This is a genomic window from Acinetobacter sp. CWB-G5 (assembly GCF_019209785.1).
In the GTDB taxonomy this organism is placed as follows: Bacteria; Pseudomonadota; Gammaproteobacteria; order Pseudomonadales; family Moraxellaceae; genus Acinetobacter; species Acinetobacter johnsonii.
The window spans coordinates 212,213-225,286 of record NZ_JAHUTF010000002.1 but is presented as its reverse complement, the minus strand read 5'-3'; the positions used below and the strand labels follow the sequence as shown (position 1 = coordinate 225,286).

The window sequence follows — 13,074 nt, the reverse complement described above, 5'->3', positions numbered from 1 at the left end:
TTTATTATCCATTTTTCTTTTTTTATTTTTCGCATACATCAGGTTAAAAGAACTCACAAATGAACTTATTTAAATGATGCAACATGAAAAACTTTAAACTACTGAGCACTTCACTGATTTTAGGTTTGATCGGCACTTATACCCATGCCGCTGTTCCAAACACGCTCAAACTCGATTATGCCTACTACGCACCAACCAGCCTTGTGGTGAAAGAACAAAAACTGTTAGAAAAAGCCTTACCTAAAACTGAAATTAAATGGGTGTTTAGCCAAGGCAGTAACCGCTCGCTGGAATATTTAAATAGCGGCAGTGTCGATTTTGCTTCAACCGCTGGACTTGCAGCCGTACTCAGTCGTGCCAACGGCAGTCCAATCAAGACCGTTTATATCCAAAGCCAACCTGAATGGACTGCTTTGGTGGTTGCTAAAAACTCCCAAATTAAAAGCCTAAAAGACTTAAAAGGAAAAAAAATTGCCGCAACCAAAGGCACAGATCCATTTCTATTTACCTTACAAGCGCTGGATACAGTGGGTCTAAATAAACGTGATGTTCAACTGGTTCATTTACAACATCCAGATGGAAAAACAGCTTTAGAACGTGGTCAAGTCGATGCTTGGGCAGGCTTAGATCCATTGATGGCATCGGCACAAGTGCAATCTGGCGCAAAACTGTTGTATCGAAATATTGGGTTTAACAGCTATAGCGTACTCAGTGTCAAAGAGTCTTTTACTCAGCAAAGTCCCGAAGCCATTGAAGCAGTGATTAAAGCTTATGAGCAAGCACGTAAATGGGCCAAAGCTAATCCAGAGAAATTGGCGGAGTTACTGGCACGCGAGTCCAAACTTCCGTTGAATGTCGCAAAATTACAATTAAGCCGTACCAACTTTGATCAAAACATTCCGTCAGCCAAACAGATTGCTGCATTACAAAAGTCTGGCGGAATTTTGAATGAAGAAGACTTAGTCCGTAAAGGCACCAATGTTAATCAAGTCGTGACTCAGTTGTTTAAGCCACAATATGCACAAAAGGTTGTAAGCAAATAATGACTAAGTCAGTCGCGAGTTCTTTTAGCCACATTGAAGTGAAAAAGAGTTCTTCATTTCAGTTGAAATTGAAGAGTGTTCTCAAAGCGATCACCCTTCCAGTGCTCTTACTGATTGCTTGTGAATATCTGGTCCGTGCAGGTTTTATTGAACCTTATTTATTGCCTGCCCCCAGTAGTCTATGGCAAACCTTTCTAAATTTATGGCAGGCAGATTTATGGATGCATGTCTGGACCAGTACATGGAGAGTGTTTTTAGGCTTTTTTATTGGGAGTGCCCTGGCTTTAATATTTGCGATTTTGGTGGGACTCAATAAACAGGTTGAAGCGTTTTTAGAACCCAGTTTTTCAGCGATTAAATCCATCCCGAGTTTAGCTTGGATTCCTCTACTTTTACTGTGGCTGGGAATTGATGAAGCATCGAAGATTACCTTGATTGCGATTGGCGCATTTTTTCCGACCTATACCAACACTGTCGCAGCCATTAAAGGGGTTGATCGCAAGCTCATCGAAGTCGCACAAGTCTATCGACTGAAATACTGGCAGCAAGTGCAACAGATTATTTTGCCTGCAGCATCTCCGGGGATCTTAACGGGACTGCGCAACAGTTTAAGCTTGGCATGGATGTTTATGATTGCCGCAGAACTCATTGCAGCGACACAAGGCATAGGCTACTTACTGAGTGATGGACGAGAAACTTCACGTCCCGATATTGTGATCTTAGCCATTATTCTTTTAGCCGTGCTTGGAAAATTCAGTGATAGCATCATGAAGGCCATCGAGACTTGGCTACTGCGTTGGCGTGACGTATTTGGAACATAAGGTAGAAAAAATAAAAGCGCATCGAATGCGCTTTTATTTTGGAGGGTACAATGAAATTATTGTGTCCACTGCCCTAAAGTGACGCGGTCATTCCCACCATAATCTTTCACCGTACGGACTTGTTTATAGCCCGCTTCTTTAAAGATTTTCTGTACAGCGTCACCTTGATCATAACCATGCTCCAGCACCACCCAACCATCGAGGGTTAAATGCTTTTTGCCTTGCTGGATAATGACTTTTAAATCAGCCAAACCATGATCCGCAGCAACTAGAGCACGTTCAGGCTCAGTTGCTAAGTCTTGCATGTGAATATCATCTGCATCGATGTACGGTGGGTTCGAGACAATCACATCAAAAAACTTTCGATTTAGCGGTGCAAACCAACTGCCACACACAAAAGTCACATCATTTAAGTCATGCTTTTCTGCATTTTGCTGTGCAACTGCTAAAGTTGGCTCATAAATATCGGTAGCCGTGATGTCCCATGTGTCCCGTTCACTGGCCAATGAAAGCGCAACAGCACCCGTCCCCGTGCCTAAATCGACAATGCGGGCATCTTCAGGCAAGTCTAAACGTAATACAGTTTCTACCAGTACCTCGGTATCTGGACGTGGCACTAAGGTGTCAGGAGTGACAATCAGATCCAATGTCCAAAACGGCTGTGAACCTGTCACATAGGCCAAAGGTTCACCTGCTTCAATTCGCGCCAAGGCAGCAACATAGGCTTGCTCTTGCTCATCGGTCAGCACTTGATCTTTTTTCATAACCAAATCAAAAGAATCAATTTTGGTAATGTGTTCCAACAACCATGCGTTCTCTTGACGTTCGTAACTCTCGGCTTCACCACGTAAAGCCAAAGCTTGGGCAATATTCATTATCCACCATTCTGCTGTGCAAGCATCGCAAGCTGATCTGCTTGATATTCACGATGTAAGCTATCTAATAGTTCAGTTAAATCACCTTCCATAACCGCGTCTAACTTGTATAAAGTTAAGTTAATACGGTGATCGGTCATACGACCTTGCGGGTAGTTATAGGTACGGATACGTTCTGAACGATCGCCCGAGCCAACCAAGTCACGGCGCATTTCAGAAGTTGCTGCATCAGCTGCTGCACGTTTTGCATTTTCCAAGCGTGAAGCAAGTAAAGCCATCGCTTTGGCTTTGTTCTTATGTTGTGAACGTTCTTCCTGACATTCCACTACAGTTCCTGTTGGAATATGAGTAATACGCACAGCTGAATCGGTTTTGTTGATGTGCTGACCACCCGCACCTGAGGCACGGTAGGTATCAATACGTAAGTCTGATGCATTAATCTCGACCGTTGTATCGACATCAATTTCAGGCAAAATCGCAACGGTACACGCCGAAGTATGCACACGACCTTGAGACTCTGTTGCAGGTACACGTTGTACACGGTGCGCGCCACTTTCAAACTTCAAACGACCGTAAACGCCTTCACCATTCACCAAACAAATAATTTCTTTATAACCACCGTGTTCACCTTCATTTTCAGACAGCACTTCAATACGCCAGCCTTGTGATTCAGCGTACTTGGTGTACATACGGTATAAGTCACCCGAGAAAATAGCAGCTTCATCACCGCCTGTTCCCGCTCGAATTTCCAAATATGCAGAGTTCGCATCATTTGGATCTTTCGGAATCATTAAGATATTTAAATCAGCTTCTAAAGACGCAATAATAGCTTTATTTTCTTTAATTTCTTCAACAGCCATTTCCTTAAAATCAGGATCTGACAGCATCGCTTCAGCCGTTTCAATATCAGCTTCAGCCTGTTTGTACTTGGTCCAAACTTCTGTGATTTCGCTTAAATCACTATGTTCACGTGACAACTGACGAAAGCGTTTGTTATCCGAAATGACTTCTACATCTGCAAGTAATGCTGTTAATTCTTCGTGACGGTCAGAAAGTTGATCTAATCGTAAACGTAACGATTCTTTCATTAGGAAAATATCTCAATATAAAGGCTGCAATACAGTTTCACAGCACCAAAAAATTTGCGCTTAGTTTAACGGCTCTATCACGCAAAGAACATCTTTATTCAATCCTGAGCGACGTTTACTTTATACGCCTCAGTAGATTGATACACTTTTAAAGCATGTTTATGACCTTACTAACGCTTAAAAAATGCAAAACAGCTTATTTCATATACACCTTTTTAATAGGCCATTTCAGCTCAAAATTCAGAGTGTGAACTGCATCACTCCTAGGTTTATCCACATTTGCATGATTTTGGATAAATTTCATTCTGCTTATTCACATTTGTAATAAAACTGATACAAACAAGAAACCAACGGGTTTCAATTTAGTTTTAACTCTCCACAATTAACTGGAATCTTTTTGTTACATTAGCCACATCGAAAAAAGTAAGACAGTTCAACCAATGTTGGACATGGAGAAACACATGAAACTTAATACACTCTTAATGTCAGCAACATTAGCAACGGCATCTATGTTTACTGCAACTGCGTATGCAGACAGCACAACTCGCGTTGCAGCAGCCAGTGCTTTAGGTAGTGTTGCAGGGACAGCAATTGGTAAAAACATGGGCGGCACAACTGGTGCAACCATCGGTGCAGCACTCGGTGGTGCAGGTGGTGCAGCAGTTGCAAGTGACAAACGTCATCGTACTGAATCTGCTATTGGCGGTGCGATCGGTGGTGGTGCGGGCTATACCGTAGGTAAAAGCATGGGTGGCACCAATGGTGGCTACGTTGGTTCTGCATTAGGTGCAGCGGGCGGTGCAGCACTCGGAAACAAGATCTCAAAAGACAAACAATATGATTCTTACCATGGTAAAAAATGGAAGAAAAAACATAAACACCATTAATTAGCTGCATCGTAAAGATGTCATTGAAAGCACCTTCGGGTGCTTTTTTATGGCACAGATTTAGACCCAACAACACATCAGCCAAACTGGTAGAAAATACGAAGAGTCGTTACACAGCACTTACCAAAGCAACGGTTTCGATAAAGTTTCTCTTCATTATTCTTCCAACTTGTTTCGCTAAAGTGAAATCAAGACAAAATAGACATGCTCTTAGGAGTTTAAAAATGAAAATTAAATCAATTTTAATGAGTACCGTAATTGCAGCTTCAGCATTAACGATGACCACAACATATGCAGGTAATACAACCAATACTGCACTAACGTCTGCATTAGGTGGTGTTGTCGGTGCTGCGATTGGTAATCAAATGGGTGGGCAAACAGGCGCGATGATTGGTTCTGCCATTGGTGGTGGTGCAGGTGCAGCCGCTTCAGCCAACAAACGTGACCGTAATGGTGCAATCATTGGTGGAGCACTCGGTGGTGCAGGTGGTTATACCGTAGGTAAAAACATGGGCGGTACCAATGGTGGATATATTGGCGCAGGTCTAGGTTCAGCGGGTGGTGCAGTTCTAGGTAAAAAAGTCTCTGAAGACCGTCGTTATGATGATGAATATGACCGCCGTTACGATGACCGTTATGATCGTCGTTATGACAGCCGCGGCTACCGTAACAGCAATTATAAATATAATGGTCGCGACTATCGTGGTGACAATGGCCGTCACTTGGGCTGGTACAAAAACGGGAAACGTTAAGCACCTATAAAATATTTTCAAATAAAAAGCACCTTCGGGTGCTTTTTATTTATCTCACAGCCGACACTCAAAAAAGACACTGCATCGTTTCTACTGAATGCAACAGCTTACCACTTTGGTTTTAAACGCATGTGTGGCTGGTGCTGTTCAACGATGTTGAATAGATATTTAGTTTCATTTTTAAATCAGCACCTTATACAAAACAATCATAATATCGAATAAAATCGATATACAAAATAACAGTTATATCGTATTATTTCGATATATAAAACAAAACTGAGAAGTAGAATGCGCACGTTGTCCGAGACTCAATTTTCTATTCTAGAATTAGCTCCTGTCCGCGAAGATCAAACTGTACAACTCACTCTACAGCATAGCTTAAAATTGGCCCAACAAGCTGAGCGTTTAGGCTATAGCCGACTTTGGCTTGCAGAACATCATAATATGGATGGTATTGCCAGCTCTGCAACTGCGGTGCTACTCGGCTATTTACTCGCAAATACCTCAACCTTAAAAGTGGGTTCTGGCGGTATCATGCTCCCAAACCATGCCCCACTGATCGTAGCGGAGCAATTCGGTACACTTGCAACACTCTATCCAAACCGGATTGAATTAGGTTTAGGTCGAGCACCGGGTACAGACCAAGTGACCATGCGCGCACTTCGCCGTGGCCGTCAAGAAACTGAAGATCAGTTCCCACAAGATGTCTTAGAAATTTTGCATTACTTTAAAGACGCTGAGCCGAATCAGCGCATCATTGCAACTCCAGGGCAAGGGACACATGTGCCTGTATGGCTACTCGGTTCAAGTTTATTTAGTGCACAACTGGCTGCAAAACTCGGACTTCCCTACTCTTTTGCATCACACTTTGCACCGCGTATGCTGAAACAAGCGATTCAGCTCTATCGTGAAAACTTTGAACCCTCTGAATACTTACCCAAACCTTATGTATCTATGGGTGTCCCGACGGTCGTTGCTGAAACCGATGCTGAAGCTGAGTATCTAGCGACCAGTGCCTACCAACGAGTTTTAGGTCTCATGCGCGGTCAAAGTTTAAAGTTAAAAGCGCCGATTGCCAGCATGAATGGTCTATGGTCACCTGCGGAAAAAATGTCAGTAGACAGTTTTTATTCCATGGCGCAAATCGGTTCCAATGGCACGGTGAAAGAAGGCTTGAAACAGCTTCTTTTAGAATATGATGTCGATGAGTTCATTTTCACCTGTGACATCTATGACACGGACAAACGTTTAGAAAACTTTGAACGTCTCATGCAGATCAAAAATAGCTAAGTACAAATGAAGTGAATCGCCTTATGCGTATTAATGCATACCCATAAGGCGAGGAGCATAAATGAATAACTAAAATCTCAGCCGATATCTAAAAAATCCTTAAAACCCTGCAAAAACTGCTGCTATGTCTAGACTAAAGTTAGCGTGACTGCTCAGACAATTTATCACTTTGCCTTTTTAGAGCAAAAGCACTAAAAACAATAAATTAAGGAAAGACGATAAAAAACAATTAAGGATCGAGCATGGTCAATTTGCATTCAACAGACAATGGATCTGGTTTATTTCAAAACCATCCCGAGTATTTTCAGCATTTTAAAGGGCAACTGATTGCTGCTTCAGAAATTAAACAACATACTTTTGCTGAGCAACGTGTCGCAATTATTGGCACTAACCAACATACAGTAACAGCCCTCGAGTCGATTTGTCAGGTCGCTCAATCAGTCTATGTTTTTCAAAATGCACCTCAATTCATCTTGCCGAAAACGGAACGCGGAATTCAACGCTTAATCCAACATCCACTGGTTATTAAGAACCGACGTCTATTTAATACACGCATCAAATGCCTACTGGCTTTACGCTTTTTAGAAACCCAAGTTCAAGACCCATGGCTTAGACACCAACTTAAACCTAATTCCGCTGCCGATAAACTTAAATTTTTTAAGTCCGATCATTATTATCATGCCCTACAGCGCGACAACTGTAAGCTAATCACTTGGCCAATAGTCAAAATTCGAGAACATGATATTCAAAGTTTAGATGGTGCTGAATATCCAGTCGATGTGATCATTACCACCTATAGCCATTAACCCTGTAGGGTAAGTTCTATCCACTTACCCGTTGTTTATTTCGTCACACCTGTATATTGATAGCCTGTATTTGAGCGCTGATAACGTAAGTATTTTCCAGTCGGGCGGCTGTTTTGATCTAATAAAGTGATATCAATCTTGTTTAAGCCTTTTGAAACACGAATATATGAACCGCGCTGCTCTTCGTCATAATGACAGTCATAATCTACTTCAATCGAACTTAGTTGCTTGTTCTTGGTCTGAAAAACTGGTGTTGCTGTCAAAGCTTGGGCATGCATTTTATAGGCTTGAATTTGATAGAGACCGTGACAACTATCGCCTTTGTAATAACTTTGAATCAGATAAATCGGCTGTGCACCCCATTTCACTTGATCAATCTTTAAAATATAGCCTGTTTCTAAAGGCTGAAGTTTAGTGGACTTGCTCGATTTCATCTGCACATAGGATGAAAATTCACCCATGGTACCGCCACCACCTACATCAAAGGTATAGAATTTAAGCAGTTGGTCCGGTGAGGTATTAATCTTTAGTCTAAGATTTTCAGTCAATTTGGGGAAAGAATAAGCATAACTTTCTGCATTTCCACGGATTAAATCAACCACATCATTTTCGATCTGTTGATTCACTGCATAAAAATCTAGCGCTGCATATTTTTGATCAATGGCCTGCTCAGCCTGTTGAATTGATATATTTTGCGCATATAAAGCCATATTAAAATGAGCAAAACAAAATACACCTAATAGGCATTTTGATATTATTTTCATTTGATATAATCTATATTTTTATATTGATCGACATTATAAAGCATCATCAATATGACGCTTTATAATGTAATGACAATATCAACCAATGCGACGTTTTAAACCTGTCATTTGCAGTACACGAGTTGAAATTTCTTCAATCGACATTTCCGAGACATTTAAGTATTTAATCCCTTCAGAGATATAAATCCCTTCAATTGCGCGAAGCTCCATTTGGCACTGGCTGAAGCTTGCATAACGGCTATTGGCTTTACGTTCAGAGCGAATAGCGACAAGGCGTTCAGCATCAATCATCAAACCAAAAAGCTTCTGCTTATGTGCGCGAAGTACCGCAGGTAAACGGTTGTCATCCAAGTCTTCTTCGGTCAATGGATAGTTTGCTACACGAATCCCAAACTGTAATGACAAATAAATTGAAGTCGGTGTTTTACCCGAACGTGATACCCCAATCAGAATCAGGTCAGCCTTGTCATAGTGGCGTGTACGTGCACCATCATCGTTATCCAAAGCAAAATGCACTGCATCAATACGTGCTTTATAAGACTCCGAATCGGTCACCGCATGGGTCTGTCCGACTAAAGTTGTAGGCGGTGTTCCCAACTCTTCAGACAATTTACTAATAAGCCCTTCAAATACATCAAGATTTATAGCATTTGCAGTATTAATAATGTCACGCACGTACGGGTCGACTAAAGTGTCAAAAACCAGTGGCTTTTGTCCGTCTTGTTGTGCCCTTAAATTGATCTCAGCAACGACATTTGTAGCAGCTTCTTCAGAGCTAATATAAGGAATAATATGAATGTCAAAGTCAACATTTGGAAACTGCGCCAATAGCGAGTGCCCAAGGGTTTCAGCGGTAATCGCAGTACCATCAGATACAAAAAAAACACTCCGCTTAAATTGTTTACTTCCCGACATTAAAATTCTCCTCAAAAATTTGTCTTAGTGCTATATAATCTTTATAGTAAACCGATCTTACATGACTGTCGCTTAGTAAAATCAAAAAGCTAAGTAGATTTGTTATAATCTGATGCCAAGATAGTGATTAAATACTGCAAAAGTGGAGTAACAACTTTGGAAGCGCGCGTAATTGGTCTAGAAAAATTAGGGAAACACGACGTTGAACTTGTAGGTGGGAAAAACTCATCTTTAGGTGAAATGATCAGCCACCTATCAAATGCAGGTGTATCTGTACCAGGTGGCTTTGCTACTACAGCTCAAGCATATCGTGAATTTCTCGAGCAAAGTGGCCTAAACGCTAAAATCAATGCAGAGTTAAAAGTCCTCAATGTTGATGATGTAAATGCTCTTGCTGAAACAGGCGCGAAAATTCGCCAATGGATTGTAGATACTCCACTTACGGCAGAACTCGAACAAGAAGTTCGTAAAGCATTTGCAGAGCTTTCAAACGGCAACCCAGACATCGCGGTTGCCGTTCGTTCTTCTGCGACAGCAGAAGATTTACCAGATGCTTCTTTTGCAGGCCAACAAGAAACCTTCTTAAACATTCGTGGTATCGACAACGTATTGATCGCGATCAAAGAAGTATTTGCATCACTGTATAACGACCGTGCAATTTCTTACCGCGTACACCAAAACTTTGCGCATGATGTTGTGGCTTTATCTGCTGGTATTCAGCGTATGGTTCGCTCTGAAACTGGTGCAGCGGGTGTAATGTTTACACTCGACACTGAATCAGGTTTCCGTGACGTAGTCTTCATCACTGCATCTTATGGTTTGGGTGAAATGGTCGTTCAGGGTGCAGTAAACCCTGACGAATTCTACCTATCTAAACCACTTTTAAATGCAGGCAAGCACGCTGTCCTCCGTCGTAATCTAGGTTCTAAACACCAAAAAATGATTTACGGCGAAGAAGCCTCTGCAGGTAAATCAGTTGTTGTGGTTGATGTTGAAAAACAAGAGCGTCAACAATTCGCATTAAACGACCACGAACTACAAGAACTTGCAAAACAAGCGCTGATCATTGAAAACCATTATGGTTCTCCAATGGACATCGAGTGGGCAAAAGATGGCGATGACGGTCAAATTTATATCGTTCAAGCGCGCCCTGAAACAGTGAAGAGCCGTGAAAACGTCGGTACCATGGAACGCTACCTTTTGAAGCAAAAAGGCACAGTGATTTGTGAAGGCCGTTCAATCGGTCAACGTATCGGTTCTGGTAAAGTACGCATTGTTACGTCTATTAAAGAAATGGACAAAGTACAAGACGGTGACGTACTGGTTTCTGACATGACTGACCCAGACTGGGAACCAGTGATGAAACGTGCCGCTGCAATTGTCACTAACCGTGGTGGTCGTACTTGTCACGCAGCGATTATTGCACGTGAACTGGGTGTTCCAGCAATTGTCGGTTGTGGTAATGCAACTGAAGTTCTAGTAGACGGCCAAGAAGTAACTGTTTCATGTGCAGAAGGTGATACAGGTTTCATCTACGAAGGTTCTTTAGATTTCGAGATTCAAACCAATTCAATCGAATCTATGCCAGAGCTTCCGTTCAAAGTAATGATGAATGTCGGTAACCCTGACCGCGCATTTGACTTTGCACAAATTCCAAATGAAGGGATTGGCCTTGCACGTCTTGAGTTCATCATTAACCGTATGATCGGTGTCCACCCTAAAGCATTGTTGAACATTGACAGCTTGCCACGTGAAACACGTGCTGCGGTAATGGCACGTACTGCGGGTTATGCATCTCCAATCGAATTCTATGTTGAAAAACTGGTTGAAGGTATTTCTACCCTTGCTGCAGCATTTGCAGACAAACCTGTGATCGTTCGTATGTCTGACTTTAAGTCAAATGAATATGCAAACTTAATCGGTGGTAAGTTATACGAACCTGAAGAAGAAAACCCAATGTTGGGCTTCCGTGGTGCAAGCCGTTATGTGTCTGACAACTTCCGTGACTGCTTCGAATTAGAATGCCGCGCGTTGAAAAAAGCACGTGACGAAATGGGCTTAACCAATATTCAAATCATGATTCCTTTCGTACGTACTGTACATGAAGCAAAACGTGTAATTGAATTATTGGCGTTAAACGGTTTGAAACGTGGTGAAAATGGTCTGAAAGTGATCATGATGTGTGAGTTACCAACAAACGCATTATTAGCTGAACAGTTCCTTGAACACTTCGATGGCTTCTCTATCGGTTCAAACGACTTAACCCAGTTAACGCTTGGTCTAGACCGCGACTCTGGTATTGTTTCTCACTTATTTGATGAACGTGATCCAGCCGTAAAAGCACTTCTTTCTATGGCAATTCATGCATGCCGTAAAGCAGGCAAATACGTCGGTATCTGTGGTCAAGGCCCATCAGATCACCCAGATCTTGCGCAGTGGCTTATGGAACAAGGTATCGAATCTGTATCACTTAACCCTGACTCAGTATTAGACACTTGGTTCTTCCTTGCAGAAGAAAAAGTTCAAAAAGCTTAACTTTTTGATCTGATAAAAAAGACCCTTTTGTGGGTCTTTTTTATATCCACTTTTTTAACGTATCCGCATTAAAACAAGCATATTGATGCAAAAATTTAGACTAAGTTTGATACTCATGCAGCAACATCTTGATTGAGAAGAGATCGCATTACGATAAAGCTAGAAGAAGCAGCATAATCCTTGCTACACTGTCCTGCATTTTGTGTAGTTTTGGTTAATTTCAGCTTGAAATTCTCTAGACTATCCGCATGTTTTATCATAGATTTTTTATTTGTTTTTCATCTGAAACAAATACATTTATTATTTGAATATCCCAATTTATATTTTGAGATTAAGTTTATATGCAGATTTACTTGGCACGAAATAATCAACAAGCCGGTCCATATACCTTAGAGCAGTTGAATCAGATGCTCGCAAGCCAACAAGTTTTATTGACGGATTTAGTTTGGCATCAGGGTATGCCTGAATGGAAAGCTTTAGGTGAACTCACCCAAGGAAAACTGGCGTATGAACCTGTAGGTTATCAACCTCAGCCCCCTATTCCTGAGCCAATGCATACGCCAAATCAATTTTCACAACCAAACCGTACAGCGGCGAAAGTTGCTCAACCGGAACTGGCATCAATAGGCACACGTGTCTTAGCCAAAGTCATTGATTTACTTCTTTGGCTCCCTGCCGCTGCTATCCCCTCGTTCTTTTTACAAGCAGATAAATTTGGTGAACTGACTGAAATTCAGCAAAAAATGCAAGCGGCCACCACAGCAACTCAGGCCAGTGAGCTGCAAGCACAACTGTTCAGTTTGATTCCAACTGAAGCATGGACCACCATGGGCATTTACCTGCTGATTATGCTCGGTATTCAGGCCTTTTTATTAGCAAAAAATGGTCAAAGTATTGGCAAAAAAATCACTAAAATTAAAATTGTAGACGTTGAAACCAACGAAAAAGTCAGCCTTTTACGTGTATTCACATTACGCAGTGTTGTCTTTATTGTACTCAATATGCTGTTCATGCCGTTTATTACCATCATCGATCACGTCTTTGGTTTAACTTCAAAGCGTCAAACTTTGCACGATAAGCTGGCGAAAACTAAGGTCATTAAGCAGTAATTTGACCATATTTAAGCTGAGGTTTGGCTCACCTCAGTTTTCCGCAGTTTATTGATATTCAAAATAAATCCCTAAATAAATTATAAAATTCCGAGTGAAAAAATCGGTTTTTATAACAGTCATTTAAAGCATCTTTACGTATAGCTTAGTTTGTCGATATGAGGCATAATGCCCTACAACGTAGCGGTG

At 41.5% G+C, this 13,074-nt stretch carries 12 protein-coding genes; 8 read left to right on the top strand and 4 right to left on the bottom strand.

What is annotated here, in order from left to right:
* Positions 1-83 precede the first annotated feature (83 nt).
* Together KVY11_RS05155 and KVY11_RS05150 are read left to right on the top strand one after the other, a co-directional pair.
* Complete coding sequence (locus KVY11_RS05155) at positions 84-1,043, top strand: aliphatic sulfonate ABC transporter substrate-binding protein (protein WP_218288328.1); 960 nt, start codon at positions 84-86, stop codon at positions 1,041-1,043.
* On the top strand, positions 1,043-1,864 hold the full coding sequence (locus KVY11_RS05150) for an ABC transporter permease (RefSeq protein WP_218288327.1): 822 nt from the start codon (positions 1,043-1,045) through the stop codon (positions 1,862-1,864). The genes KVY11_RS05155 and KVY11_RS05150 overlap by 1 nt, the downstream gene beginning before the upstream one ends.
* A gap of 56 nt (positions 1,865-1,920) precedes the next feature.
* Here KVY11_RS05150 and prmC read toward each other — a convergent pair whose 3' ends face one another.
* Positions 1,921-2,739, bottom strand: a complete 819-nt coding sequence (prmC, locus tag KVY11_RS05145) for a peptide chain release factor N(5)-glutamine methyltransferase (RefSeq protein WP_218288326.1) — start codon at positions 2,737-2,739, stop codon at positions 1,921-1,923.
* Positions 2,739-3,827 carry a peptide chain release factor 1 gene (gene prfA, locus KVY11_RS05140; protein WP_004982013.1) on the bottom strand — a complete coding sequence of 363 codons (1,089 nt, stop codon included), beginning with the start codon at positions 3,825-3,827 and terminating at the stop codon, positions 2,739-2,741. Before prfA ends, prmC begins: the two co-directional genes overlap by 1 nt.
* A 461-nt stretch (positions 3,828-4,288) precedes the next feature.
* Between prfA and KVY11_RS05135 the strand changes: the two genes are divergently transcribed.
* The 4 genes from KVY11_RS05135 (at position 4,289) to KVY11_RS05120 (ending at position 7,562) form a co-directional block, all read left to right on the top strand.
* On the top strand, positions 4,289-4,714 hold the full coding sequence (locus tag KVY11_RS05135) for a glycine zipper domain-containing protein (RefSeq protein WP_004696467.1): 426 nt from the start codon (positions 4,289-4,291) through the stop codon (positions 4,712-4,714).
* Positions 4,715-4,938: 224 nt separating this feature from the next.
* The gene (locus tag KVY11_RS05130) at positions 4,939-5,466 is read left to right on the top strand and encodes a hypothetical protein (protein WP_004982017.1); all 528 of its coding nucleotides are present in this window, start codon (positions 4,939-4,941) and stop codon (positions 5,464-5,466) included.
* A gap of 288 nt (positions 5,467-5,754) precedes the next feature.
* On the top strand, positions 5,755-6,756 hold the full coding sequence (locus KVY11_RS05125) for an LLM class flavin-dependent oxidoreductase (protein ID WP_218288325.1): 1,002 nt from the start codon (positions 5,755-5,757) through the stop codon (positions 6,754-6,756).
* Between the two features lie 242 nt (positions 6,757-6,998).
* Positions 6,999-7,562 (top strand): flavoprotein, encoded by a 564-nt coding sequence (locus KVY11_RS05120; RefSeq protein WP_168158862.1) that lies wholly within the window; start codon positions 6,999-7,001, stop codon positions 7,560-7,562.
* A gap of 35 nt (positions 7,563-7,597) precedes the next feature.
* Here KVY11_RS05120 and KVY11_RS05115 read toward each other — a convergent pair whose 3' ends face one another.
* Both KVY11_RS05115 and KVY11_RS05110 read right to left on the bottom strand, forming a co-directional pair.
* Positions 7,598-8,272, bottom strand: coding sequence for a hypothetical protein (locus tag KVY11_RS05115; RefSeq protein WP_218288324.1), 675 nt, complete (start codon positions 8,270-8,272; stop codon positions 7,598-7,600).
* A 132-nt stretch (positions 8,273-8,404) separates the two neighbouring features.
* Positions 8,405-9,241: a pyruvate, water dikinase regulatory protein gene (locus KVY11_RS05110; protein ID WP_005400687.1), complete on the bottom strand. Its 837-nt coding sequence runs from the start codon at positions 9,239-9,241 to the stop codon at positions 8,405-8,407.
* A 156-nt stretch (positions 9,242-9,397) separates the two neighbouring features.
* Between KVY11_RS05110 and ppsA the strand changes: the two genes are divergently transcribed.
* Entirely contained in the window at positions 9,398-11,776 is a 2,379-nt protein-coding gene (gene ppsA / locus KVY11_RS05105; protein ID WP_004982030.1) for a phosphoenolpyruvate synthase, read from the top strand.
* 341 nt (positions 11,777-12,117) lie between these two features.
* A complete protein-coding gene (locus KVY11_RS05100) occupies positions 12,118-12,885 on the top strand; it encodes an RDD family protein (protein ID WP_218288323.1) in 768 nt (255 codons plus the stop codon).
* Positions 12,886-13,074 lie beyond the last annotated feature (189 nt).

Excerpts from the sequence above, each read along its gene's own strand:
- KVY11_RS05155 (WP_218288328.1), top strand. The coding sequence starts at position 84 with ATGAAAAACTTTAAACTACTGAGCACTTCACTGATTTTAGGTTTGATC.
- KVY11_RS05150 (WP_218288327.1), top strand. The coding sequence starts at position 1,043 with ATGACTAAGTCAGTCGCGAGTTCTTTTAGCCACATTGAAGTGAAAAAG.
- prmC (WP_218288326.1), bottom strand. The coding sequence starts at position 2,739 with ATGAATATTGCCCAAGCTTTGGCTTTACGTGGTGAAGCCGAGAGTTAC.
- prfA (WP_004982013.1), bottom strand. The coding sequence starts at position 3,827 with ATGAAAGAATCGTTACGTTTACGATTAGATCAACTTTCTGACCGTCAC.
- KVY11_RS05135 (WP_004696467.1), top strand. The coding sequence starts at position 4,289 with ATGAAACTTAATACACTCTTAATGTCAGCAACATTAGCAACGGCATCT.
- KVY11_RS05130 (WP_004982017.1), top strand. The coding sequence starts at position 4,939 with ATGAAAATTAAATCAATTTTAATGAGTACCGTAATTGCAGCTTCAGCA.
- KVY11_RS05125 (WP_218288325.1), top strand. The coding sequence starts at position 5,755 with ATGCGCACGTTGTCCGAGACTCAATTTTCTATTCTAGAATTAGCTCCT.
- KVY11_RS05120 (WP_168158862.1), top strand. The coding sequence starts at position 6,999 with ATGGTCAATTTGCATTCAACAGACAATGGATCTGGTTTATTTCAAAAC.
- KVY11_RS05115 (WP_218288324.1), bottom strand. The coding sequence starts at position 8,272 with ATGGCTTTATATGCGCAAAATATATCAATTCAACAGGCTGAGCAGGCC.
- KVY11_RS05110 (WP_005400687.1), bottom strand. The coding sequence starts at position 9,241 with ATGTCGGGAAGTAAACAATTTAAGCGGAGTGTTTTTTTTGTATCTGAT.
- KVY11_RS05100 (WP_218288323.1), top strand. The coding sequence starts at position 12,118 with ATGCAGATTTACTTGGCACGAAATAATCAACAAGCCGGTCCATATACC.